This window comes from Burkholderia sp. PvR073, from assembly GCF_054055695.1.
The window spans coordinates 502,768-524,288 of record NZ_JBSRXO010000002.1 but is presented as its reverse complement, the minus strand read 5'-3'; the positions used below and the strand labels follow the sequence as shown (position 1 = coordinate 524,288).

The 21,521-nt window shown below is 66.1% G+C and carries 23 protein-coding genes and 1 pseudogene; 9 read left to right on the top strand and 15 right to left on the bottom strand.

Features of this window, described 5'->3' with window-relative positions; translation table 11 throughout:
• Window positions 1–330: 330 nt before the first annotated feature.
• The 3 genes and pseudogenes from ACVK00_RS09585 to ACVK00_RS09575 form a co-directional block, all read right to left on the bottom strand.
• A complete protein-coding gene (locus ACVK00_RS09585) occupies window positions 331–1,677 on the bottom strand; it encodes an ABC transporter ATP-binding protein (protein WP_105833324.1) in 1,347 nt (448 codons plus the stop codon).
• An 11-nt stretch (window positions 1,678–1,688) separates the two neighbouring features.
• Window positions 1,689–3,443, bottom strand: a complete 1,755-nt coding sequence (locus tag ACVK00_RS09580; RefSeq protein ID WP_229050715.1) for an ABC transporter permease — start codon at window positions 3,441–3,443, stop codon at window positions 1,689–1,691.
• Window positions 3,444–3,518: 75 nt separating this feature from the next.
• Window positions 3,519–3,776, bottom strand: a pseudogene (locus ACVK00_RS09575) (inorganic phosphate transporter); the annotation flags it as partial.
• Window positions 3,777–4,030: 254 nt separating this feature from the next.
• Between ACVK00_RS09575 and ACVK00_RS09570 the strand changes: the two are divergent.
• The 3 genes from ACVK00_RS09570 to ACVK00_RS09560 all read left to right on the top strand — a co-directional run bounded on the left by ACVK00_RS09570 (window position 4,031) and on the right by ACVK00_RS09560 (window position 6,596).
• The gene (locus ACVK00_RS09570; protein ID WP_228908078.1) at window positions 4,031–4,975 is read left to right on the top strand and encodes a metallophosphoesterase family protein; all 945 of its coding nucleotides are present in this window, start codon (window positions 4,031–4,033) and stop codon (window positions 4,973–4,975) included.
• 23 nt (window positions 4,976–4,998) lie between these two features.
• The gene (locus ACVK00_RS09565; RefSeq protein ID WP_166725466.1) at window positions 4,999–5,340 is read left to right on the top strand and encodes a cupredoxin domain-containing protein; all 342 of its coding nucleotides are present in this window, start codon (window positions 4,999–5,001) and stop codon (window positions 5,338–5,340) included.
• Between the two features lie 116 nt (window positions 5,341–5,456).
• Window positions 5,457–6,596: a patatin-like phospholipase family protein gene (locus ACVK00_RS09560; RefSeq protein WP_284895325.1), complete on the top strand. Its 1,140-nt coding sequence runs from the start codon at window positions 5,457–5,459 to the stop codon at window positions 6,594–6,596.
• Between the two features lie 48 nt (window positions 6,597–6,644).
• Here the strand turns inward: ACVK00_RS09560 and ACVK00_RS09555 are convergent, their stop codons facing one another.
• Complete coding sequence (locus ACVK00_RS09555) at window positions 6,645–7,349, bottom strand: SDR family oxidoreductase (RefSeq protein WP_284895857.1); 705 nt, start codon at window positions 7,347–7,349, stop codon at window positions 6,645–6,647.
• Window positions 7,350–7,470: 121 nt separating this feature from the next.
• On the opposite strand from ACVK00_RS09555, the gene gcvA reads away from it, so the two are divergent.
• Entirely contained in the window at window positions 7,471–8,370 is a 900-nt protein-coding gene (gcvA, locus tag ACVK00_RS09550) for a transcriptional regulator GcvA (RefSeq protein WP_284895326.1), read from the top strand.
• Window positions 8,371–8,773: 403 nt separating this feature from the next.
• On the opposite strand, the gene ACVK00_RS09545 is transcribed toward gcvA, so the two are convergent.
• Window positions 8,774–8,977 (bottom strand): SDR family NAD(P)-dependent oxidoreductase, encoded by a 204-nt coding sequence (locus ACVK00_RS09545; protein ID WP_324251303.1) that lies wholly within the window; start codon window positions 8,975–8,977, stop codon window positions 8,774–8,776.
• Window positions 8,978–8,994: 17 nt separating this feature from the next.
• Window positions 8,995–9,999: an NADPH:quinone reductase gene (locus ACVK00_RS09540; RefSeq protein ID WP_284895328.1), complete on the bottom strand. Its 1,005-nt coding sequence runs from the start codon at window positions 9,997–9,999 to the stop codon at window positions 8,995–8,997.
• Window positions 10,000–10,101: 102 nt separating this feature from the next.
• Here ACVK00_RS09540 and ACVK00_RS09535 point away from each other — a divergent pair, with 102 nt between their 5' ends.
• From ACVK00_RS09535 to ACVK00_RS09525, 3 genes are all read left to right on the top strand, one after another.
• Window positions 10,102–10,935: a LysR substrate-binding domain-containing protein gene (locus ACVK00_RS09535; RefSeq protein WP_229050714.1), complete on the top strand. Its 834-nt coding sequence runs from the start codon at window positions 10,102–10,104 to the stop codon at window positions 10,933–10,935.
• A 373-nt stretch (window positions 10,936–11,308) separates the two neighbouring features.
• Window positions 11,309–11,617, top strand: a complete 309-nt coding sequence (locus tag ACVK00_RS09530) for an ArsR/SmtB family transcription factor (RefSeq protein ID WP_059449595.1) — start codon at window positions 11,309–11,311, stop codon at window positions 11,615–11,617.
• A gap of 72 nt (window positions 11,618–11,689) precedes the next feature.
• Window positions 11,690–12,751: an alkene reductase gene (locus tag ACVK00_RS09525; RefSeq protein WP_228908084.1), complete on the top strand. Its 1,062-nt coding sequence runs from the start codon at window positions 11,690–11,692 to the stop codon at window positions 12,749–12,751.
• Window positions 12,752–12,766: 15 nt separating this feature from the next.
• Here the strand turns inward: ACVK00_RS09525 and ACVK00_RS09520 are convergent, their stop codons facing one another.
• Window positions 12,767–13,294, bottom strand: coding sequence for a GNAT family N-acetyltransferase (locus ACVK00_RS09520; RefSeq protein ID WP_284895329.1), 528 nt, complete (start codon window positions 13,292–13,294; stop codon window positions 12,767–12,769).
• 83 nt (window positions 13,295–13,377) lie between these two features.
• Between ACVK00_RS09520 and ACVK00_RS09515 the strand changes: the two genes are divergently transcribed.
• A complete protein-coding gene (locus ACVK00_RS09515; RefSeq protein WP_284895330.1) occupies window positions 13,378–13,989 on the top strand; it encodes a LysE family translocator in 612 nt (203 codons plus the stop codon).
• Window positions 13,990–14,027: 38 nt separating this feature from the next.
• On the opposite strand, the gene ACVK00_RS09510 is transcribed toward ACVK00_RS09515, so the two are convergent.
• The 4 genes from ACVK00_RS09510 to ACVK00_RS09495 form a co-directional block, all read right to left on the bottom strand.
• Window positions 14,028–14,246: a helix-turn-helix domain-containing protein gene (locus ACVK00_RS09510; protein WP_228908087.1), complete on the bottom strand. Its 219-nt coding sequence runs from the start codon at window positions 14,244–14,246 to the stop codon at window positions 14,028–14,030.
• A 20-nt stretch (window positions 14,247–14,266) separates the two neighbouring features.
• On the bottom strand, window positions 14,267–14,467 hold the full coding sequence (locus tag ACVK00_RS09505) for a hypothetical protein (RefSeq protein ID WP_228908088.1): 201 nt from the start codon (window positions 14,465–14,467) through the stop codon (window positions 14,267–14,269).
• Entirely contained in the window at window positions 14,464–14,925 is a 462-nt protein-coding gene (locus tag ACVK00_RS09500; protein ID WP_228908089.1) for a hypothetical protein, read from the bottom strand. The genes ACVK00_RS09505 and ACVK00_RS09500 overlap by 4 nt, the downstream gene beginning before the upstream one ends.
• Window positions 14,926–15,164: 239 nt before the next feature.
• The gene (locus ACVK00_RS09495; protein ID WP_284895331.1) at window positions 15,165–16,085 is read right to left on the bottom strand and encodes a phosphatidylinositol-specific phospholipase C; all 921 of its coding nucleotides are present in this window, start codon (window positions 16,083–16,085) and stop codon (window positions 15,165–15,167) included.
• A gap of 6 nt (window positions 16,086–16,091) precedes the next feature.
• Between ACVK00_RS09495 and ACVK00_RS09490 the strand changes: the two genes are divergently transcribed.
• Entirely contained in the window at window positions 16,092–17,114 is a 1,023-nt protein-coding gene (locus tag ACVK00_RS09490) for a LacI family DNA-binding transcriptional regulator (RefSeq protein WP_284895332.1), read from the top strand.
• 9 nt (window positions 17,115–17,123) lie between these two features.
• Here ACVK00_RS09490 and ACVK00_RS09485 read toward each other — a convergent pair whose 3' ends face one another.
• From ACVK00_RS09485 to ACVK00_RS09470, 4 genes are all read right to left on the bottom strand, one after another.
• Complete coding sequence (locus ACVK00_RS09485) at window positions 17,124–17,984, bottom strand: carbohydrate ABC transporter permease (protein WP_228908092.1); 861 nt, start codon at window positions 17,982–17,984, stop codon at window positions 17,124–17,126.
• Complete coding sequence (locus ACVK00_RS09480; protein ID WP_284895333.1) at window positions 17,981–18,850, bottom strand: carbohydrate ABC transporter permease; 870 nt, start codon at window positions 18,848–18,850, stop codon at window positions 17,981–17,983. The genes ACVK00_RS09485 and ACVK00_RS09480 overlap by 4 nt, the downstream gene beginning before the upstream one ends.
• 34 nt (window positions 18,851–18,884) lie before the next feature.
• Entirely contained in the window at window positions 18,885–20,123 is a 1,239-nt protein-coding gene (locus ACVK00_RS09475) for an ABC transporter substrate-binding protein (RefSeq protein WP_284895334.1), read from the bottom strand.
• Between the two features lie 186 nt (window positions 20,124–20,309).
• Window positions 20,310–21,518 (bottom strand): porin, encoded by a 1,209-nt coding sequence (locus ACVK00_RS09470; protein WP_284895335.1) that lies wholly within the window; start codon window positions 21,516–21,518, stop codon window positions 20,310–20,312.
• Window positions 21,519–21,521: the final 3 nt, after the last annotated feature.

The window sequence follows — 21,521 nt, the reverse complement described above, 5'->3', positions numbered from 1 at the left end:
TATTGATCCAATAGAGCAGGAAATAACTGAACCGAACAATGTATAAAATTGTCACGCGATAGTGGCGATTCAATTTCGCTGTTCTTGAGATGACTAACCGGGGCCGTTAGACCGGCAGTACGATCGGACAGCAGCATGGCATGGTGTTGCGCCGATGCCGGGATGACGTGCGGGTTCGTTGCCGATCTGATCGGATAGCGCTTCAGTGGGCTAGCCGGCACCGTGACGGCCGGACGCGTCGGCAGCGCTGCCGGCAGTGCGGCAGGCTCCGACGTAGGTGCGACATCTATGGCAGATAAATGTCGACCCGTACGTGTCTACTTTCAGACTTTACGACTCCACATCCTCAAGACTGAACACCTCCGTCTTGTCGTTGTACGAAAAGACTTCGCCGTAACGCCCCCAATCGATCACCGCGTCGAGCGTTTCCTCGGCCGCGCCGTCCGACAGAAAATCCTCCAGCTCCTGCTCGAAGCGCACACGCGGCGCGCGATGGCCCGGGCGCTCGTTCAACACCTTCTTGATCCGCGCGGCGAGCGGCACGTGCTTCAGCAGATGATCCGCGAACATCAGCTTGCGCTCCTGCGTGCCGAACTCCGCGAACACGCGTGCAGGCGGCGTCAGGAACACGTCCCCTTCCCGCACATCCGCGAAACCGAGGTACTGCAGCACTTCGGCGATCGGGAACAGCTCGTCCACTTCCAGATGCAGCGTGCGCGCGATTTCCGGCATGTCCGCGCGGCCGTGGTACGGCGCCATCGCGAGCGTCTCGATCAGGCCGGCCATCAGGTTGGTCGACACCTGCGGCAGCCAGCTGCCGAGCTCAAGCCCCTTCTTCGTCGCCTCGCCGGTCTGGCGTGCGGTCATCTTCGCGTAGATATCGTCGACCAGCTTGCGGAAATCGGTGTCGAGACGGTTGCGCGGATGCTTGAACGGCACCTTGATCTCGGCGATCACGCGGCCCGGGTTCGACGACAGCACGAGGATCCGGTCGCACATGAACACCGCTTCCTCGATGTTGTGCGTGACGATCAGCACCGACTTGATCGGCATCCGGCCTTGCGTCCACAGGTCCAGCAGATCGGTACGCAGCGTTTCGGCCGTCAGCACGTCGAGCGCGGAAAACGGCTCGTCCATCAGCAGGATCGTCGGATCGACGACGAGCGCGCGCGCGAAGCCCACGCGCTGGCGCATGCCGCCCGACAACTCGCGCGGATACGCGTTCTCGAAGCCGTCGAGACCGATCAGGTCGATCGCGGCGAGCGCGCGTTCGCGCCGCTCGCGTGCGCCGACGCCAAGCGCTTCCAGCCCGGCTTCCACGTTCTGCAACACGGTCAGCCACGGGAACAGCGCGAAGGTCTGGAATACCATCGCGACGCCTTCGGCCGGGCCGCGCAGCGGCTTGCCGAGATAGGTCACTTCACCGCCGGTCGGCTCGATCAGCCCGGCGATGATCCGCAGCAGCGTCGACTTGCCCGACCCGGAACGGCCGAGCAATCCGACGATCTCGCCTTCGCGCAGCGACAGGTTCGCATCGTCGAGCACCAGCAATTCGCCCTGCGTCTTGTTGAAGCCGCGGCAGACGTGATCGACACGCAGGATTTCCTCGCCGAGCCGCGGCGGCTGCAGCGGCTGGGACGTCTTGACGGGGGCGTTGATAACGGTCGAATTTTGCATCGCGCTTACTCTCAATCGAGACGGAGCCGGGATTCCGCATAGGCGTACATCGGACGCCACAGCAGACGGTTGAACAGGGTAACGAACAGGGACATCACGGCGATGCCCAGGATGATCTTCGGGAAGTCGCCAGCGGCAGTGGTCTGCGCGATGTACGAGCCGAGGCCGTGCGCGACGACCTTCGTGTCGCCCCACTGCACGAACTCGGACACGATGCTCGCGTTCCACGCGCCGCCCGACGCAGTGATCGCGCCGGTCACGTAGTACGGGAAGATGCCGGGCAGGATCGCCTGGCGCCACCACTGCCAGCCGCGGATGCGGAAATTCTTCGTCGCTTCCTTGTAGTCGTTCGGATAGGACATCGCGCCGGCGATCACGTTGAACAGGATGTACCACTGCGTGCCGAGCACGATCAGCGGCGACAGCCAGATGTCCGCGTTCAGGTGAAAGTGGACGATCACGATCACGAACACCGGGAACAGCAGGTTGGCCGGGAACGCGGCGAGGAACTGCGCGAGCGGCTGGATCTTCTCGGCGAGCGCGGGGCGCAGCCCGATCAGCACGCCGAGCGGCACCCAGACCACCGATGCGATGGCGATCAGCACCAGCACGCGCAGCAGCGTGATGAGCCCGAGCACCAGTACGTGGCCGACTTCGCCCATCGTCACGCCGGTCGCGACGAAGCTGACGACGCGCCATGCGACGTACACGGTGATCAGGATCACGAACGTGCCCCACACGATATCGCCGATGCGCGACGAACCGCGCACCGACGCAGCGCGCGAGCGAGCGCCCGCCAGCGACGGTGCGCGCAACGGAATCCGCGCGGCCTGCGACAGCAGCCAGCCGGCGGGCACCAACAACTGATGGATCAGGTGCGTACGACGCATCATGTCGAGCAGCCAGGATTGCGGCGCATCGCCCGACGCGGTGTTCTCCATCCGGAACTTGTCGGCCCACGCAACGAGCGGGCGGAACAGGAACTGGTCATACGCGAGGATCACGACCGACATCGCGACGATCACCCAGCCCACCGCGCCGAGGTTCTTGTCCGAGATCGCCTGCGCGAGATATGCGCCGACTCCCGGCAGCGTGATCGTCTGGTTGCCGACGGTGATCGCCTCCGACGCGACGACGAAGAACCAGCCGCCCGACATCGACATCATCATGTTCCAGATCAGCCCCGGCATCGAGAACGGCACTTCGAGCTTCCAGAAGCGCTGCCACGGCGTCAGGTGAAAGCCGCGCGACACTTCGCTCAGGTCGCGCGGCACCGTGCGCAGCGACTGGTAGAAGCTGAACGTCATGTTCCACGCCTGGCTCGTGAAGATCGCGAAGATCGCGGCCAACTCGGCGCCGAGCACGCGGCCCGGGAACAGCGCGAGGAAGAACGTGACCGTAAACGAGATGTAGCCGAGCACCGGCACCGACTGCAGGATGTCGAGGATCGGGATCAACACCATGCCGACACGGCGGCTTTTCGCGGCGAGCGTGCCGTACACGAGCGTGAACACGAGTGACGCGACCATCGCGGCGAGCATCCGCAGCGTCGTGCGCAACGCGTATTCAGGCAGGTTCGACGGATCGAGCGAGATCTTCTGGGTCTGCAGGGTCGCGATCGGCGCCAGCGTCTGATGGAAGCCGACGATCGCCATCGCGAGTATGCCGATGATCAACGGAAATGCGACCGCGTCCCAGCGATTGGGGAGCACGCGCCACGCGGATGCGTTGGCGGTGCGATTCGGGTCGAAGAAACGGATATCCATCGGTAGCGTCTTGGTCGAATTGAAAATCGATGGGACCGGCCGCGTGCCGCGCGGCCGGGTGCGGCATCAGCTGGCGTATATGACGGTCGCGACCGCGTTCGCGGTGTCGTGAAAGCCGTTCACGAATTCGAAGCCGAGCGCGATCAGCAACGCGACGATCAGCAGCAGGAACGGGAAAGCCGAGCTTTCCTTGACGGGACCGAGGTCGGCGCCAAGATGAATGCCGACATAGACAACCCCGCAGGCAATGATCAGCAAAAACAGCGCGAGGCCGATGATGCGCGTGCGCTGACTGGCCGCACTGCTGGTTTCCGTTGCCGCGAGATTCGGCATGAGGGGCTCCGGAGAAGGTGATTCGGTGTCGCAGGCTATCGGGCGCGGATGACGCAAATGTGACGTGTCACTTACAGGACATTGACACGTCATGCGCCGGCGCTCCGTCATCGCGCCGCAAGCCGCGAGCAGCGGTGCCCAACCTCGTAACAGGTGGGAATAAATCCGTCGCAACGCCGGTATGGCATGCGAATGCGCCGGCTATTCCAGGACGATCCGGCCGTCCGGTTACGTCATACGATTGCGAGGCTCACATGTCTTCATCGCTCCCTACCCGCCCGTCGCGCCGCAAGGCCCTGCAATGCATGGCGTTCGGCGGCCTCGGCACGCTGTTTACGCTGTCGGGCGGCATCCTGACGCCGTTCGATCTCGCGCTCGCGCAAAGCGGCGCCGCCGTCCCCGCGAATGCGGGCCGGCCGCTGTTCGTACAGATCAGCGACACGCACATCGGCTTCAACAAGGACGCGAATCCCGACGTCGCGGCCACGCTGCGGCAGACCATCGACCTGGTCAACGGGATGTCCGCCGCGCCCGCGCTCGCGATCCATACCGGCGACATCACGCACTTGTCCAAACCGGAGGAATTCGACCACGCGTCGCAGCTGCTGTCCGCGCTGCGCGTGCCGGAACTGCACACGGTGCCCGGCGAACACGACGTGACCGACGGTTCGGGCGCCGAATACTTCAGCCGGTTCGGCAAGGCGTCGAACAACCGCGGCTACTACAGCTTCGATCACGCCGGCGTGCACTTCGTCGCGCTCGTCAACGTGATGCACTTCAAGCCGAACGGGCTCGGCAGCTTCGGCGACGAACAGCTCGCATGGCTCGCGCAGGACCTGAAGGGGCAGTCGTCGAGCACGCCGATCGTCGTGTTCTCGCACATGCCGATGTGGACGATCTACGAGCCCTGGGGCTGGGGCACCGGCGACGCGCCGCAGACGATGGCACTGCTGCGCCGCTTCGGCTCGGTCACCGTGCTGAACGGACACATCCACCAGATCGTGTCGAAGGTCGAGGGCAACGTGACGTTCCATACCGCGCGCTCCACCGCGTTCCCGCAGCCGACTGCCGGCAACGGCCCGGGCCCGGTGCCGCTCACGGTGCCGCGCGACCGGCTGCCCGCGATGCTCGGCGTGACGACCGTCGATTTCACCGGCCATCCCACGGCAGCGACACTGCGCGACACGACGCTCGCCTGATCCGGACACGCTAGGAGACCGACATGACCTTCTTCAAGCCCTCGATGCTGCCGGCCGCGCTGATCCTGTGCGCGGCCGCCGCCGGCACGCCGCTCGCCGCGTTCGCGCAAACCCCGGCCGGCCCGCTCGTGACGATCCACAATTTCATGTTTTCGCCGATGTCGACCACGATCAAGGCCGGCACGACGATCACGTGGAAGAACCTCGACGCGGAACCGCACACCGTCGTCAACGACGCGGGCATCTTCCGTTCGAAAGCGCTCGACCAGGACGAGACCTACTCGTTCCGCTTCGACAAGCCGGGTGTCTACAAGGTGTTCTGCGGGATTCATCCGTACATGAAGGAGACCATCACCGTGGAATGACACGGCCCCCCCGCGAAACGCGCAACGATCCGGCATGACGGACGGTGCGCGTCGATCGCCTACACTGGTTCCATTCGGCCGGAACCCGCCGGCCGTCACCGACTGCGAGGAAAGCGATGACGGCAAGTCAACCCGCACATCCGAAACTGCCGGGCCAGGTCGTGCTCGTGCTTCAGGGCGGCGGCGCGCTGGGCGCATACCAGCTCGGCGTATTCGAGGCGCTGGACGCGGCGGGCATCCAGCCCGACTGGGTCATCGGCACGTCGATCGGCGCGATCAACGCGGCGCTGATCGCCGGCAACCCGCCCGGACACCGCGCGCAGCGGATGGCCGAATTCTGGCGCCACGTGACCGAACGGGCCGCCCTGAATGTGCCGGGCTTCCCGACCAGCTGGGACAAGATCGGCGCCGAGCTCGCGGTCATCGGCGCCGGCATCCCGGGATTCTTCCGGCCGAATCCCGCCGCATGGCTCGGGCCGCTCGCGCGCGTCGGCGTCGAGCACGCGTCCTACTACGTGGTCGAGCCGCTGCGCGACACGCTTGCGTCGCTGATCGATCTCGACCTGCTGAACGCGTGCCGGCCACGGCTGACCGTCGGCGCGGTCAACGCGTGCACCGGCACGATGCGCTATTTCGATTCACGCGACCGGCCGCTTGACCTCGACCACGTGATGAGCTCGGGCGCGCTGCCGCCCGCGTTCCCGGCCGTGCGGATCGACGGCGCGCCCTACTGGGACGGCGGCATCTATTCGAATACGCCGGTGGAGGTCGTGCTGGACGACGCGCCGCGCCGCAGCTCGATCATCTTCTCGGTGCAGATGTGGAATCCGGTCGGGCCCGAGCCGCAAAGCATCTGGCAGGTGTCGGAGCGGCAGAAGGACATCCAGTATGCGAGCCGCACGGACAGCAACATCGCGCGGCAACAGCAGATTCACGGGCTGCGCCACGTGATCAAGGAACTGGTCATGCGGCTGCCGGAGGCCGAACGCAAGTCGCCCGACGTGCAGGCGCTCGCCGCGTGGGGCTGCCAGACCACGATGCACGTGATCAAGCTCGCGGCGCCGCGCCTCGACGGCGACGATCAGTGGAAGGACATCGATTTCACGCCGGACGGCATCGCGGCGCGCCGCCAGGCCGGGTTCGACGCGACGATGCAGGCGATCGCCGCGCGCCCGTGGGAGCTGCCGCTGGACCCGACGGAAGGGCTCAGCGTCTGGAGTCCGGAAGAGAACAGGATCGGCGAGCGGCATAACTGAGGCCGCTGGCGCCCGTCTGCGTGCGCATCGTCCTGCCCTGGATCCGGCTTACAGCGCGCGCACGATGCCGCCGTCGACCCGAATGTTCTGCCCGGTGATGTAGCCGGCGCCGTCCGACAGCAGGAACCTCACGGTCTGCGCGATTTCCTGCGTCTTGCCGAAACGGCCGACCGGAATGCGGGCAACGATCTCGGGCGTCTCCGGCCAGCTGTCGATGAAGCCCGGCAGCACCGAATTGATGCGAATGTTGTCCTTCGCATACCGATCGGCGTACAGGCGCGTGACCGAGCTCAGCGCCGCGCGCAGCGCGGACGACACCGGCATCGCCTGCTCGGGCGCGTCGGCCGCGAAGCTCGAAATATTGACCACCGCGCCGCCGCCCTGCTTCAGGAAGACGGGCGTCACCCGGCGCAGCACGCGAACGACGTTGAGCACGATCAGGTCGAGCCCTTCGTGCCACTTGTCGTCCTCGATGGCGAGCAAGTCGCCCTTCGGCGGATGTCCGGTGTTATTGACGACCGCGTCGATACGGCCGTACTTCGCGAGCGTCTCGTTGACGAAACGCTCGATGTCGGCGTCGTCGGTGACGGACCCCGCAATGCCGAAACCACCGAGTTCCCTGGCCAGCTCGACTGCGCTGCCGGACGGCGACATCAGCGCGACGCGATAACCGTTGTTCGCGAGGTCTCGTGCGATTGCAGCGCCCATGCCCTTGCCCGCCGCCGTCACCAAAGCCACTTTCTCTACAGTCATGCCGCTCTCCCGGATAGGTCGGCTCAGCGCCGAGATCATCGTTCCAAAGCGCCACTCTAGGACCCTATAATCGAATTGTCGAACGATGATTTCTCCATCCACCCTGTAGAATTTCTACTGCATGACCGCTCTGTTGCGTACCCGCCGGTTCCCGCCGCTCAATGCGCTTCGCGCGTTCGAGGCCGCCGCTCGACACCTCAATTTCCGGCTGGCCGCCGACGAACTCGGCGTGACCCAGGGTGCGGTGGCGCAGCAGGTCAGGCATCTGGAGGACGTCGTGGAGGTTCAGCTGTTTCGGCGCTTGCCCAGGGGGCTTGCGCTGACGCGTGAAGGGCTCGAGTATTTTTCGTCGGTCCAGCGCGCGCTGCAGATCATCTCCGACGCCACGGACGCCCTCGGCCAGCGCCCCACGGTGCTGGCGGTCAGCACGACGCCGTCGTTCGCGTCGAAGTGGCTGATTCCGCGCCTGTCGGACTTCGGCCGGCTGCACCCCGACATCGAGGTTCGCGTCATCGCCGACGAAAGGCTCGCGTCGTTTCGGGCTGACGGCGTCGACATCGCGATTCGACTGAGCAAGCCGCCATTCCCGGCCGGCCTTGCCGCGGAGTTGCTGGCTCCGCTCGACATCTTCGCCGTCGCCAGCCCGAAACTGCTCGACGGCGGCCCACCGATCCGCACGCCCGCGGACTTGTCGACGCATGCGTTGTTGCACGACGCGCACGATCTGTGGCCCGAGTTCATCGAGAAGCTCGGTGGAAAGGGTCGGGCCGATCCGACGAAAGGGCCGAGATTCAGCCAGTCGCTGCTCGCGATCGACGCCGCAGTCGCGGGTCAAGGCATCGCGCTGACCAGCGAACCGCTCGTCGAGCGCGACATCGCGGAAGGCAGGCTGCGCCGCGTGTTCGATTTTTCGTTTCCGATGTCGCTCGGGTTTTACGTCGTCTTCCCGCAGGCCAATGCGCATTCGGAAGCGTTGCAGGCCATGCGGCGCTGGCTGTTTGCGCAGTATGGGAAAGCGTGATCGGCTGAAATCGCGGCCGCATCGCAATTGCCGGTCAATACGGTGGACAGCCGTTCCTTGGTCGCCACCCGATGTCACGGATCGTTGGCACATGGGCCGGAACGGAGCTGGATAGACGCCGAGGGCATTAATGATCAGCTTCTCCGCCCACCGGGAAGCAATTTCGAGCAATCGGCGTCGCGTGCGAGGAGCGGTTCCAGCAACCGCCGTTGATCACCGCTAATCCGGATGGAGGCCGCCGGCTACGGCCACCGGATTCGTCGACCTTGCAAGGGGCGCCGGAGCCCGCGCTTTCCCGGCAAAAACAGCCGATTTCAAGGCAACTTTCGCTTGCGCGACAACGCATGCATTCGACGACGTGCGGTGCACGCAAACATGCATATGCCAAGCAATGCCAACTACATCACCGGTCGAAAATCATGCCGATCGAAACTTGCGACCACAAGCCGGCGTGGGTCGCGCTTGCGGCAACCTGGTCGACGGCCTTCGCGATTTCATCGGCCGTGCCCAGGCCGTGAAGCGCAATCCGCCACCCAGCCGCTGATAGTGCGTCGGCGATCGCCAGGCCGATTCCGCTGGTCGAGCCGGTGATGAGTGCGGTCTTCATGTGGCAGCCCGAACGAGTCATGCGGGATCCTGCATGCTCAGAAGAACGGCACCCAGGCGCTGTTCGTTCTCGACGATCTCGTGCGCGCGTGCGCATTCCCGAAGCGGCAGCGCCGAATGGATCGGCACATCAAGCTTGCCCTGCTCGAGAAGACGATTGATGTGTCCGGCCGCGTCGGCCCGCTCCTTGGGCGTCAGCAAATAGACCAGCACGAATTGAAGCTGGATGCCCTTGAAAAGGAATTTGTAAAAGGGCATCTCGGGCCGCATCACCCTTGCCGAACCATAAGTGACAACCGTCGCGCGCTCCGAGAGCAGATCGCCCAGATACTCCGCGTTGGCACCGAACTCGACTTCAACGGCGTGATCGATTCTTCGTCCGTTCGTCGCGGCGAGCACGTCTGCGACGAAGGTGGGGCTCGTGTAATCGATGAATGCGTCGGCACCAGCGCTTTCGATACGTTGCTGCTCGATCGGACCATGTCCGGACGCGACAACAAATGCGCCTGCCTGCTTCGCGAACTGCACGGCAAGCCTTCCGACCGTGCCGGCCCCGCCACTGATCAGGACAGGACGCCCGGTCAGATCGCCAAAAGCAAGCGTGGCATGACACGCGGTGAGCGCCGGAATGCCGAGCGCTGCTCCAGTCAGATACGACGTGTTCTCCGGCAGCGGAAAGACCAGCTGTTCGTCGATCGCGATGTATTGAGCGGCCGTGCCCATCGCGCGTCGCCACTGTCCATTGCTCACCCAAACACGGCTTCCCGGGGGGAACCGGTTGCTTCCGGGGCCGGATTCGACAACGATCCCGGCACCATCGCTGTGCGGAATCACGAAGGGGAAAGGAAGCTCGCTCTTCCCGGCACGAACCCCTGCTCTTGCCTTGACGTCCGACGGGTTGACACCCGACGCATACAGTTGCACAAGGACCTCACCCGGACCAGGAGACGGCGTCGGGCGATCCCCGGTCACCAGGACGTCGCGTGCGGCCCCGACCCGCTCATACCAAACAGCCTGCATCATTAACCTCCAAAGTTGCTGAGTGACGAGGGGAAATTCTAGGCACACCCCGTCAATCGGGAAAGCGCATAATACGGATCGCAGCTATCTGACCAATCGATTGATATGCGAGATCTGGATATTGACCTTGTCCGCTGCTTTGTCGCCGTATCGGACATGCGGAGCTTCACCGGCGCATCAAAACGTCTTTGCAGATCCCAGTCTGCGATAAGCACGCGGGTTCAGCGGCTCGAGGAACTGCTCGGCGTCGAGCTTTTCACGCGCAGCAGCCGTCAGGTGGCGCTTACTGCGGCAGGAGAGCAGTTCCTCAACTACGCCATGGGATTGCTGCGCCTGAACGATGAGGCCATGGGCATGCTTGGCCGCAGCAGCCTCGAAGGTCAATTGCGGCTCGGCATTGTCGAGTATCTGGTTCCTCATCGCCTACCGGAGTTGCTGGCTCGGATCCGCCGCCTGATGCCGCGTGTCGAACTCAGTGTCCGGGTGGCGCTCAGCGAGGCGTTGCTCCAGGCGTTCGATGCGGGCGAACTTGATGTAGTAGTAGTGAAGGAACAGGAGGGGCGCGGTTCCCCCCGGCTGTTTCGCGAGGAAAAGATGCTGTGGGTCGCTGACCAACACCTTGGTGAGCCATCGCCTGTCGTCAACCTATGCTTGCTGATCGCGCCCTGCACGTTCCGGACTGCGGCAATCTCTGCGCTCAATTCGAGCGGAATCCAATGGCGTGAAGCGCTAACGTTGAGCAGCATCGTCGGCGTTCAGTCCTGTGTCAGCGAGGGCCTCGGAGTGTCAGTGCTATGCGAATCCGCATTGGCCGCTGGATTGGTTCCCCTGCCGCAAAGCCATGCAGCGTGGCCCATGCTGCCGACAATACGTTTGGTAACCTATGAGCGAAGCCCCAATCCGGTTAGCCGGGCGCTGATTGATCTGCTGAAAGAGTAAGTGACGCGATGGGTACGTGCGCGTCAATGCCCTTGCTCGGCATTCGCTTCGCTGAACATCTCCAGGTCGCGGGCGTGGGATTGCAGTGCTTGAGAGACCGCGTAAATTGTGCAAATTCACCGGCAGCGACGCCCCCCATGATGTTCGCGTCGACAGCTTCTATGAAGAAACGTACACCGATGAGCGGTGTGACAGGGCGGCCGATAGGGTCAACGGAAAGCGTCGCCGTGGTGCGTCGCAAGGCCACATGAAGCAACCCCACTCCCGTCAGTGTCTTCGTTAATATCGTCTTTTTCCGATATATGATTCGCCCATCGACGATACCTGTTTGCGCCGGTGTTCCGACCGAACGCCGGAACACCCCGCCCCTTCCATGCCGACCGAACTCGACATCGACGCGATCCTGAAAGCGCTTTCGAACCCCGTGCGCCGGGAAATCCTCGTCTGGCTGAAAACGCCGGGCGCACATTTCCCCGAGCAGACGCTGCCGTACGACCACGGCGTCTGCGCCGGGCAGATCGACGCGCGCTGCGGGCTGTCGCAGTCGACCGTCTCCGCGCACCTCGCGACGCTGCAACGCGCGGGGCTCGTGACGTCGACGCGGATCGGCCAGTGGGCGTTCTTCCGGCGCAACGAGGCCGTCATCGACGCATTTCTCGACGCTCTGCGCCGCGAACTCTGACCCAGGCCATGCGGGCCACCCGCCGCGCACGACGCGACGGCCATCCCGCCTTTCGTGAAGAGGTTATCTGCCATGCCCACTCTGTTCGACCCCGTTACCCTCGGCGACCTGACCCTGCCGAACCGCATCGTGATGGCACCGCTCACCCGCTCCCGCGCGGGCGCGACGCGCGTGCCGAACGACCTGATGGCCCGCTATTACGCCGAGCGCGCATCGGCCGGCCTGATCATCAGCGAAGCGACCTCGGTCACGCCGCAGGGCGTCGGCTATGCGGATACCCCCGGCATCTGGTCCGACGAGCAGGTCGAAGGCTGGAAGCGCGTGACGCAGGCCGTGCACGCGGCCGGCGGCCGCATGGTGCTGCAGCTGTGGCACGTCGGCCGGATCTCCGATCCGGTGTTCCTGGACGGCGACCTGCCGGTCGCGCCGAGCCCGATCGCCGCGGGCGGCCACGTCAGCCTCGTGCGCCCGCAGCGTCCGTACGTGACGCCGCGCGCGCTCGAACTCGATGAAATCCCGGGCATCGTCGCCGCGTACCGCAAGGGCGCGGAGAACGCGAAGAAGGCCGGTTTCGACGGCGTCGAGATCCACGGCGCGAACGGCTACCTGCTCGACCAGTTCCTGCAGGACAGCACCAATCACCGCACCGACGCGTACGGCGGCCCGGTCGAGAACCGCGCGCGCCTGCTGCTCGAAGTGGTCGATGCGGCGATCGACGTGTGGGGCGCGGGCCGTGTCGGCGTGCACCTCGCACCGCGCGGCGATGCGCACACGATGGGCGACTCCGATCCGGCCGCGACGTTCGGATATGTCGCGCGCGAACTCGGCCGCCGCAAGATCGCGTTCATCTTCACGCGTGAGTCGTATTCGGGCGACCACCTGAGCCCGCGCCTGAAGGAAGCGTTCGGCGGCCCGCTGATCGCGAACGAGCAGTTCACGCTCGAATCCGCGCAGGACACGCTCGCGAGCGGCAACGCCGATGCGATCGCGTGGGGCAAGCTGTTCATCGCGAACCCGGACCTGCCGCGCCGCCTCGAAATCGGCGCACCGCTGAACAAGCCGGTGCCGGAGACCTTCTACGCCGAAGGCGAAACGGGTTACACCGACTACCCGGCGCTCAGCGACGCGGCCTGACGGCCGGCGACACGTTCATGCGCGCACGTCAGCGCGCATGAACACGCGCTGCGTCTCGTCGAGGCCGCGTGCCACGTGATGCGCGCGGATCGCGTGCAGTGTGTGGTCGAGCGATGCGTCGTCGACGATGTGGAAACCGAGGCGCGCGTAGTACGGCGCATTCCACGGTGCATCGCGGAACGTCGACAGCACGACCTCGGCAATGCCGTCTTGCGCGGCGCGCGTCATGATCCGTTCGATCAGGCGCGCGCCGATCCGCTGCCCCGCATGCGACGGCGCGACATCCAGTTCCTCCAGATACAGCCGCCGCGCATCGAGCAGTCGGTAGAACGCGAAGCCCACGCACGTCCCCTCATCGTCCGTCGCGACATACGCGCGACCGTCGTCGATGCGCACGAGCAGGTCGGCCGACTCGGTCGGTTCGCCTTCGGCGATGTCGACCATGCCGATGGCACGAAAGCGCTGGGCGGCGGCCACTTCCACGGCGGCCATGGCGGCCGCGTCTTCCCGCGTGGCGGGACGAATCCGGATCGATACTGTCATTACGACGAGATAAGCGGGCGGGAACGGCCGTCACTATAATCGAAACTTCATACCTTTCGAACGCCCTGCCCACGAGGTTCGTCATGACGCTGTCCGCGCTTGCCGTGTTCGCCATCGCCCTGCTCGTCACCGCCGGCACGCCCGGCCCGAGCGTCGCCGCGCTCGTCGCGCGCGTGCTGACGAACGGCGTGCGCGACGTGCTGCCATTCCTTGCCGCGATGTGGATCGGCGAGGCGCTGTGGCTCACGCTGGCCGTCGCCGGGCTGTCCGCGTTCGCGCGCACGTTCGCGACGGGCCTGCTCGTGCTGAAGCTGCTCGGCGTCGCGTACCTGCTGTTCCTCGCGTGGAAGATGTGGACCGCGCCGACCGACACGCAGGCCAACGACCTGCCGCGCGGCCAGTCGCCGTGGCGCATGTTCGTCGCGGGCACGCTGGTCACGCTCGGCAACCCGAAGATCATGCTGTTCTATCTCGCGCTGCTGCCGACGATCGTCGACCTGACGCATGTCGGGATCGTCGCGTGGGCCGAGCTCGTCGGCACGATGCTCGCGATCCTGATCCTCGCCGACTGCTTCTGGTCGCTGCTCGCTTCACGTGCGCGCGCGTTTCTTACTTCGGCACGCGCGAAGCGGTTCGCGAACCGCACGAGCGCGACTGCGATGGCGGGTGCGGCGGTGGCGATCGCGACGCGTTGAGCCGGCACGGGCGTGGACGCTTACGACGCCGCCGTTTGTCACACGCCGGCTTGCTCCATCCGACATTCAATCGCGTCGATCGGGTTCGGCGAAGCCAACGGGAAATGCTCGACCTCATGGCACTCGATCAGGATCGCCATGGATTCCAACGCGTCGCCCTCCGGCGTGCCCTGTGCAGGGTCCAGATCGACAAGCGCGGACACCGCCTTCAGGGCGGCTTCGTGATCAGCCTCACTTCTAATCGGGTGAATGTCCATCTCGCTGGTCCATCAGGTGGCTACTTGCGGGAGCGTGAGTCTTCCCCCAGGTCGCGCAGGCGTTTCTTCAACCGCCGATTGTCTGCAAGCAGCGCAGCCAGCGCGATCAGCGTCGCAACAGGGAAGAACCAGTTCCCGGAGTAGTGCAGCAATGTCCACGAGGCGGCGGCGACCACCACTGCCGCGGCGATCAGGCCGATCCTGTCTGAAACTTTGCTCACGCGATCGCCCTCCCGATTGATCGTGCACGGATGGCAAACGTCGCACTTCCCGGCGTCGGACGGAACACCTCCGGATGCAGCGCGATCACGCGATAAACGTCTTGCGGAACCGCAAGGCCGCGACGGGTCGCCCAGCTGCGAATTCCATCCACGGCAACCACGCCGCGCTGATCGCACACCAGTGACGCATCTGCAGCAACAATCAGACTGCCGATCACCGCACCAACGTAAAAGCTCGCCCCGAGTGCAGATGCGGCTGCCAGCAGTTCCAGCCCGGTTGTGGCTCCGATCAGTTCGCCGATCGTGGCAGTTGGCCCGAGTGTCCTGAGCGTCCCAAGAATGGTCGTAAGCGTGCCGATTGCTGTCTGCTGTGCAGCAAACAGACTGGTTGGCGCCGGCAAACCGAGGGCATCCATGTTTTGCTTGAATGCGCCGTAGAAGGTCTTGCACTGCGTCATGTGGAATCCCCATGAAAGAGCGGAGATTCTAGCAATGAAGCAATGCGCGAGCGGCACCGCCGAATGCATCCGGTCCGGGTCGAATCTTGTTCAAACGACTCGGCAACCTCGAGACCACGACCGTGCATCGCTCCGATGCGTGTCTGCATGCGGCCCGGTGATTCGTCAAAAAGTGTGACGATCGAACCCGACACACGCCCGATCGACGCACGATCACTCGCGCTCAACACAAACCTGCGTCAACATCTGATCGGCCCGCGCCGCAGACGCAACTCACGCACATGCTCGTTGCATTCGACCAGCGCCCGCACCAACGCCCAATCATCGTCGTCGCAGAAATCGAGCAGCACCGCCCCACACGGACCACGCAGCTCGCGCAACCGCTCGGCGAGCCGCGCCTGAATCCCCTGCACCCTGCCATCGCCGCGCGCGACCACCGAAGGATTCGCGCCCATCCCCGTACCGCTGCAGAAATTGATCGCCCAGCGGCCGCTCTCCGGCGACGGCATGCCGGTCAGCAGCGCGTCGATCACGCGCCACTTGTAGTGGATCGACCCGACGACGGGTACACGGTATTCATCCTGGATCACGAACGCCGAATCGGGATGATCGATCGTGAAGGTCGCGTTGTCGGGCCACGCGGTCAGGTCGATGCCGATCGGTCGGCGGCTGCGAAACCGCCGCAACAACACCACCGCGCCGCGCACGTCGCCGAGCGCCGGCAGCGCGCCGCCCGCATGCCAGCGCAGCCGCGGATGCCGCGCGCAATGCGCATCGAACGTCGCGTCGAAACCGCGCGTGCATGCGTGCGCCGGCCACTCGTCCTTCACCGACATCACGATGCATTCGCGCGGATGCGCATCGAGAAAGCGCGTGCAGTCCGCGAGCACGTCGTCGAACGACATGCCGAGCGCGATCCCGCCGTGATGAATGTCGAACGTATCGCAACGATGCCGGCACCGGATGTCGAGCAGGCGCACGCCGTGCGCGAGCTGCGCGTCGAGCGGCGCGCGCTGGGTGCGCACGAGCGGATCGTCGACCGTATACGCACAGGTGTCATGGCTGCCCGGTAGGGTCAGCGTAGGCAGCGGCCGCGCGTCGTCGAGCGCCGACATCCAGTCGGCCAGCGGCGTGGGGGCTTCGAGTCGCGAAGGGATCATGAATCGATGACTGACAAGGAAAGAAAAACGTGGGTGACGGCGTCGGATGTCGCCGTGCGGGCCGGCGTGTCGCGCTCCGCGGTGTCGCGCGCGTTCTCGCCGACGGCAAGCATCGCGCCCGAAACGCGCGAACGCGTGATGGTGGCCGCGCGCGCGCTCGGCTACCAGGTCAACCTGATCGCGCGCGACATGATCACGCAGCGCAGCAGCATGATCGGTGTCGTGACGGCCGGGTTCGAGAATCCGTTCCGTGCGCGGCTGCTGTCCGACCTGATGGCCGCGCTCGGCCAGCGCGCGTTCACACCGCTCGTGACCAACGCCGACGACCCGCATCAGGTCCGGCAATCGCTCGAACGTTTGCTCAGCTATCGGATCGCGGGCCTCGTGATGACGTCCGCGTCGCCGCCGCTGTCGGTCGCGCGGCAGTATCTCGACCACCGGATTCCCGTCGTGATGATCAATCGCGAAGCGAACCTGCCGGGCGCGGATGTCGTCGTCAGCGACAACGCGGCGGGGGCCGCCCACGCCGCGCAACGGTTCGTGCGGGCCGGTGCGCGCCGGCTCGCGTTCGTCGGCCCGCGTACCGCGAGCTACAGCGCGCGCTCGCGCGCGGATGCGTTCGCGCAGGGGCTGCAACGCGGTGACGCATTCGATGCGGCGCTCGTCCGCGTGATCGATACGCGCTCCGACACGCATGCGTGCGGCATCGATGCCGCGCGGCAACTGTTCGCATCCGGCGAGCGCCCGGACGGCGTGTTCTGCTCGTCCGACCTGCTCGCGCTCGGCGTGATCGACGCCGCACGCGACGCATTCGGCCTGCGCGTGCCCGACGACCTGCGCGTGATCGGCTTCGACGACATCCCCGCCGCCGCATACGACGCGTATCGGCTCACGACATTGCGCCAGGATACGCAAGGCCTCGCGCACGCGGCCGTCGACCTGCTCGCCGACCGGATCCAGACGTTCGACGGTGCGTCGCGCACGCGCATCGTCCCGGTTACGCACGTGGTCCGGCATAGCTGCGCGTAACGCGTCGGGTCACTTCAGCCCGCCGGCGAAGCCGCGCAGCAGATATCGCTGCACGTAGCCAGCCACGGCGAGCGTCGGCAGCGACGCCAGCAACCCCGCGCTCATCAGGTCGCCCCAGTCGATGCCGTTCTCCGTCACGTAGCCGGCAATCGCGAGCGGCAGCGTGAAGCGGCTCGGCGTCGACACGAACAGCAGCGCGATCAGGAACTCGTTCCACGCGGCGATGAACACGAAGATCGCGGTCGCGATGAGCCCCGGCGCGCACAGCGGCAGCACGATCTGCACGAGCCGCCGCGCGAGCCCCGCGCCGTCGATGCACGCGGCTTCCTCGTATTCGACCGGCACGTCGCGCACGAACGCGAGCAGCATCCAGATCGCCATCGGCAGCGCGTAGATCTGGTAAGCGAGCATCAGCCCGGGCGTCGAGTCGAGCAGATGCAGCCGCTTCGCGAGCGCGAACAGCGGCACGGCGATCGTGATCGGCGGCATCAGCTTCAGCGCCAGCACGAGCATCAGGAACAGCAGGTCGAGCCGCGCCGGAAACCGCAGCCGCACGAGTGCATACGCGGCCGGAAACGCGAGCGTCAGCGCGAGCAGCGTCGTGCCGAACCCGACCAGCAGCGAATTGGCGAGCGGCGCGCCGATGCCGTTCGACCACACCGACACGAAATGCTCGAGCGTCGGCGCGGCCGGCCAGATCCGCAGCGGATGATCGAGGCGTTCGAGCGTCGGCATGAACGCCGCGCCGGCCATCCACAGGCACGGCAGCAGCAACAGCGCGAGCGCGACGATGCGGAGGCCCCATGGCGCCGCGCGACCGAATGCGGCGCCCGCTCGTGCGTGCGCGATGCCTGCGGGGCGCGCCGTCATGCGCGCCGCTTGCGAACCGTCTGCCATACGTACCCCGAAACCAGCAGCGCGGACGCCGCGAGCATCAGCACCGACGCGGCACTCGCCGGCCCGACGTTGAAGAAGCGAAAGCCCGTGTCGTAAATGTAGGTCGACAGCGTCTGCGTCGCGTTGCCGGGGCCGCCGCCCGTCAGCGCATAGACCTTGTCGAACAGCTTGAACGTGTCGATCGAGCGCAGCAGCAGCGCGAGGCCGATCTGCGGCGCCGCAAGCGGCAGCGTGATGTCGCGCAGGCACTGCCATTCGCTCGCGCCGTCGGTGCGCGCGGCTTCGTACAGTTCCTGCGGGATCGATTGCAGCCCGGCCAGCACGATCAGGAACGCCATCGGCGTCCACTGCCATACGTCGACGAGCGCGAGCGACCACAACGCAAGATGCGGATCGGACAGCCAGCGCACGCCCTCGACGCCGAACGCGGCGAGCAGCGCGTTCAGGAAGCCGTCGAAGTTGAGCCAGTTGCGCCAGATCGCCGAGCACACGAGCGTGGACAGCATCATCGGCAGGATCGCGAGCGGCAGCGCGATGCGCCGCCCCGGAAACGCGCGCACGAACAGCAACGCGAGACCGAAGCCGAGCGCGACTTCGGCGAGCGAGGCCACGATCGTGAACCGCAGCGTGTTGCCGAAGCCGGCCGCGAACGCATCGTCGCCAAGCACCGCGCGATAGTTCGCGAGCCCGGCGAACGTGCGCCGGCCGGCCGCATAGTCGACCTGGCAGAACGAGTCGACCAGCACCTGCACGACCGGGTACAGCGCGAGCGCGGCCAGCACCAGCAGCGCGGGGCCGAGCAGCGCGACGAACGGCAGGCTGCGGCCGAGGGCTTTCATGCGCGGACTCCGTGCGATGCGTGACGGCGGGCCGTCACTTGCCGGCCGCGGCCATCGCCTGCGCGATCTTCTGCTGCGCCTGACGCAGCGCGGCGTCGGGTGCGGCCTGCCCGGTCAGCGCGAGCTGCAGCTGGTCGCCGAGAATGCTCTCGACCTGCTGCCAGTCCTTCACGCGCGGCCGCGCCCGGCCGGCCTCGAGCGCTTTCAGCTGATCGGGATACCAGCGGTACTGGCGCACCAGCGCAGGATCGGCGAACACGCTGCGGCGCGTCGGCGGAATGCCGATCCCGGCGAGGCGGGCCTGCGTGTCGCGCGAGCTCAGGTAGCTCAGGAAATCCTGCGCGAGCTTCGCGTGCGGCGCATCCTTCGGAATGCCCATCTGCCAGATGCCGAGCATCGGTGCGGGGCCCGCCGTCTGCCCGGGCGGCGGCTGCAGCGCGATCTGCCCGACCACGCGCGACTGCTTCGGATCGTCGAGCGCCGGAATCCACGCCGGCCACACTTCGATCGACTGCGCGGCGGTGCCGCGCTGCAGCGCGTCGCGCACTTCGGCGGCGCCGTACACGTCGACGTCCTTCGGCGCGGACGCCTTCAGCGCGAGGAAGGTCTTCAGCGCGGCCTGCGACTCGCGCGAATCGATCGTCACGTTGCCGGCACGGTCGAATACGTCGCCGCCGTAGGCCCAGAGGATCGGCAGGAAACCCGTCACGACCGGGTTGCCCTTCGTGCCGCGGAACACGACGCCCGACACGCTCTTGTCCGCGCCGCCGATGGTCTGCGCGATCTTCAGCACGTCGTCCCAGTTGCGCGGCGGCTGCAGCTTGTACTTCGCGAGCAGATCCTTCCGGTAAGCGAACATCTCGACGTTGCCGACGATCGGCAGCGCGTACAGCGCGCCCGCCGCGTTGCGGCCGAGCGCGACCGCGGACGGCACCAGATCGGCATCGGCGAGCGACGCCGGCAGCGGCTTCAGCCAGCCGTTGCCGATGAATTCCGGGGCCCACGTGTCGTCCATCATCACGAGGTCGTACGTGCCGGTGCCTTCGCGCATCGACAGCTTCAGCTTCTGGTACAGGTTCGCGTTCGGCAGCTTGAGCAGCTCGATGTCGGTGCCCGGATGCAGTTTGGTGAAGCCGGCGACGGCGTCGGCCAGCCCCTTGCCGTAGATGTCGTCGCGGCCCGCGATGACGAGATCCGCCGCGAAGGCGTGCGAGGCGGCAAAGGACAGCGCAACGGCGGCGGACAGCGCGCGCAGGCGGCTCAACAGGGTCATGAGGTCTCTCTCGATCGGCGTGGTGACGGGTCGGCCTCGCGTTGCACACGTGTGCAACGCGGGCGACGCTTCGGGCGGCCTGAAGCGAACGCCATTGTTCACGTCGATCGTTAAGAATTTGTGGCACGCGGCGGAACCGGCCGCCGGCGCCGCCGGCCGCCCCCGCCCGGGCCGGCGCGCGCGCCGTCAGAAGTTCACGCGGATCCCGGCCATCACCGCGAGCTGGCGGCTCGAATTGCTGTTCGCGAGCACCGGGATCTGCGCGTAGTTCGCCGCGTTGCCGTTCGCGTCGGTGCCGAGCCCCGCGCCGCTCGCGATCTGGCCGATCGCGACCGCGTACAGCGCGGTGCGCTTCGACAGGCTGTAGTTCGTGCCGACGTTGAGCTGGTGGAAGCGCGTCGTGCCGCGCCCGTCGGTGTGTGCGGCGTTGAAGATATACGCGACGCCGCCCTGCAACGCCGGCGTGAACATGTACGTGACGTTCAGCTCGCCGATGTCGAACGTGAACGCCTGCGTGCGCGGCTGCGCGTCGGTCGAGAAATAACGGCTGTCGCCCAGGCGCGTGTGCGTGTAGGTCAGCGCGAGCGTCGCCGCGCCGAGCGTCACTGAGCCGCCCGCGCCGAACGCGCGCATTGAGCCGGCGTCCTGCAGCAGGCAGTACATCGCGCCCGGGTTGCTGCACGCGAAGTCGCCGATATAGCCGCTCGCGCCACCGAGCGCCGCATCGAGCGGCTGGTGCAGGTCGAGATAGCCGACCGAGAACGCGATCGGCGCGCGGGTATAGGTCGCCGCGACCGCATAGCCGCGCTTCGCGGAAAAGTCGCCGGCCTGCCCGCCGAAGCTGAACGTGCCGCCGACCGTCAGGCCGCGGAAGTCCGCGCTGGTGAACTTCACCGCGTTGTTGAAGTTGAACGCGGCATTCAGGTTGTCGACGTCACCGAGATGCGAGCCGTACGGCGTCGCCCAGTTGTTGCTGGAGACATAGGCGCCGAGCATGTCCGTATACGAGTCGTATTGCCGGCCGAGGCCGAGCGTGCCGATTCCATCCTGGCGCAGCCCGACCCACGCCTGCCGGCTGAACGCGGTGCCGCCCTGCAGCGCCTGCCCGTTCGCGGACAGGAACTGCTGCTCGAGCGAAAACACCGCGTCGAGCCCGCCGCCGAGCGGTTCGGCGCCCTGGAAGCCGAAGCGGGACGGCACCAGGTTGCCGCCGCCCATCTGCCACGCATGGCCGCCGCCCGTGCTGCCGTCGGCGCGGGTGAACTGCTGGTTCGTCGAATAGATGATGCCGGTGTCCACGGTGCCGTACAGCGTCACGCTGCCGGAGGTCTGCGCGTGTGCGTGCATGCAACCCAGCGTGGCTGCGGCCGCGGCCAGTCGTCGTCCGATCTTCATGTC

What these genes read in the sequence shown, in the direction of transcription:
- ACVK00_RS09530 (WP_059449595.1), top strand. Translation starts at nt 11,309, where the DNA reads ATGCCGACCGAACTCGACATCGACGCGATCCTGAAAGCGCTTTCGAAC.
- ACVK00_RS09520 (WP_284895329.1), bottom strand. Translation starts at nt 13,294, where the DNA reads ATGACAGTATCGATCCGGATTCGTCCCGCCACGCGGGAAGACGCGGCC.
- ACVK00_RS09545 (WP_324251303.1), bottom strand. Translation starts at nt 8,977, where the DNA reads ATGAAGACCGCACTCATCACCGGCTCGACCAGCGGAATCGGCCTGGCG.
- ACVK00_RS09570 (WP_228908078.1), top strand. Translation starts at nt 4,031, where the DNA reads ATGTCTTCATCGCTCCCTACCCGCCCGTCGCGCCGCAAGGCCCTGCAA.
- ACVK00_RS09525 (WP_228908084.1), top strand. Translation starts at nt 11,690, where the DNA reads ATGCCCACTCTGTTCGACCCCGTTACCCTCGGCGACCTGACCCTGCCG.
- ACVK00_RS09535 (WP_229050714.1), top strand. Translation starts at nt 10,102, where the DNA reads ATGCGAGATCTGGATATTGACCTTGTCCGCTGCTTTGTCGCCGTATCG.
- ACVK00_RS09470 (WP_284895335.1), bottom strand. Translation starts at nt 21,518, where the DNA reads ATGAAGATCGGACGACGACTGGCCGCGGCCGCAGCCACGCTGGGTTGC.
- ACVK00_RS09555 (WP_284895857.1), bottom strand. Translation starts at nt 7,349, where the DNA reads ATGACTGTAGAGAAAGTGGCTTTGGTGACGGCGGCGGGCAAGGGCATG.
- ACVK00_RS09500 (WP_228908089.1), bottom strand. Translation starts at nt 14,925, where the DNA reads ATGACGCAGTGCAAGACCTTCTACGGCGCATTCAAGCAAAACATGGAT.
- ACVK00_RS09480 (WP_284895333.1), bottom strand. Translation starts at nt 18,850, where the DNA reads ATGAAAGCCCTCGGCCGCAGCCTGCCGTTCGTCGCGCTGCTCGGCCCC.
- ACVK00_RS09495 (WP_284895331.1), bottom strand. Translation starts at nt 16,085, where the DNA reads ATGATCCCTTCGCGACTCGAAGCCCCCACGCCGCTGGCCGACTGGATG.
- ACVK00_RS09565 (WP_166725466.1), top strand. Translation starts at nt 4,999, where the DNA reads ATGACCTTCTTCAAGCCCTCGATGCTGCCGGCCGCGCTGATCCTGTGC.
- ACVK00_RS09585 (WP_105833324.1), bottom strand. Translation starts at nt 1,677, where the DNA reads ATGCAAAATTCGACCGTTATCAACGCCCCCGTCAAGACGTCCCAGCCG.
- ACVK00_RS09490 (WP_284895332.1), top strand. Translation starts at nt 16,092, where the DNA reads ATGACTGACAAGGAAAGAAAAACGTGGGTGACGGCGTCGGATGTCGCC.
- ACVK00_RS09580 (WP_229050715.1), bottom strand. Translation starts at nt 3,443, where the DNA reads ATGGATATCCGTTTCTTCGACCCGAATCGCACCGCCAACGCATCCGCG.
- ACVK00_RS09540 (WP_284895328.1), bottom strand. Translation starts at nt 9,999, where the DNA reads ATGATGCAGGCTGTTTGGTATGAGCGGGTCGGGGCCGCACGCGACGTC.
- ACVK00_RS09560 (WP_284895325.1), top strand. Translation starts at nt 5,457, where the DNA reads ATGACGGCAAGTCAACCCGCACATCCGAAACTGCCGGGCCAGGTCGTG.
- ACVK00_RS09485 (WP_228908092.1), bottom strand. Translation starts at nt 17,984, where the DNA reads ATGACGGCGCGCCCCGCAGGCATCGCGCACGCACGAGCGGGCGCCGCA.
- ACVK00_RS09475 (WP_284895334.1), bottom strand. Translation starts at nt 20,123, where the DNA reads ATGACCCTGTTGAGCCGCCTGCGCGCGCTGTCCGCCGCCGTTGCGCTG.
- gcvA (WP_284895326.1), top strand. Translation starts at nt 7,471, where the DNA reads ATGACCGCTCTGTTGCGTACCCGCCGGTTCCCGCCGCTCAATGCGCTT.
- ACVK00_RS09515 (WP_284895330.1), top strand. Translation starts at nt 13,378, where the DNA reads ATGACGCTGTCCGCGCTTGCCGTGTTCGCCATCGCCCTGCTCGTCACC.
- ACVK00_RS09510 (WP_228908087.1), bottom strand. Translation starts at nt 14,246, where the DNA reads ATGGACATTCACCCGATTAGAAGTGAGGCTGATCACGAAGCCGCCCTG.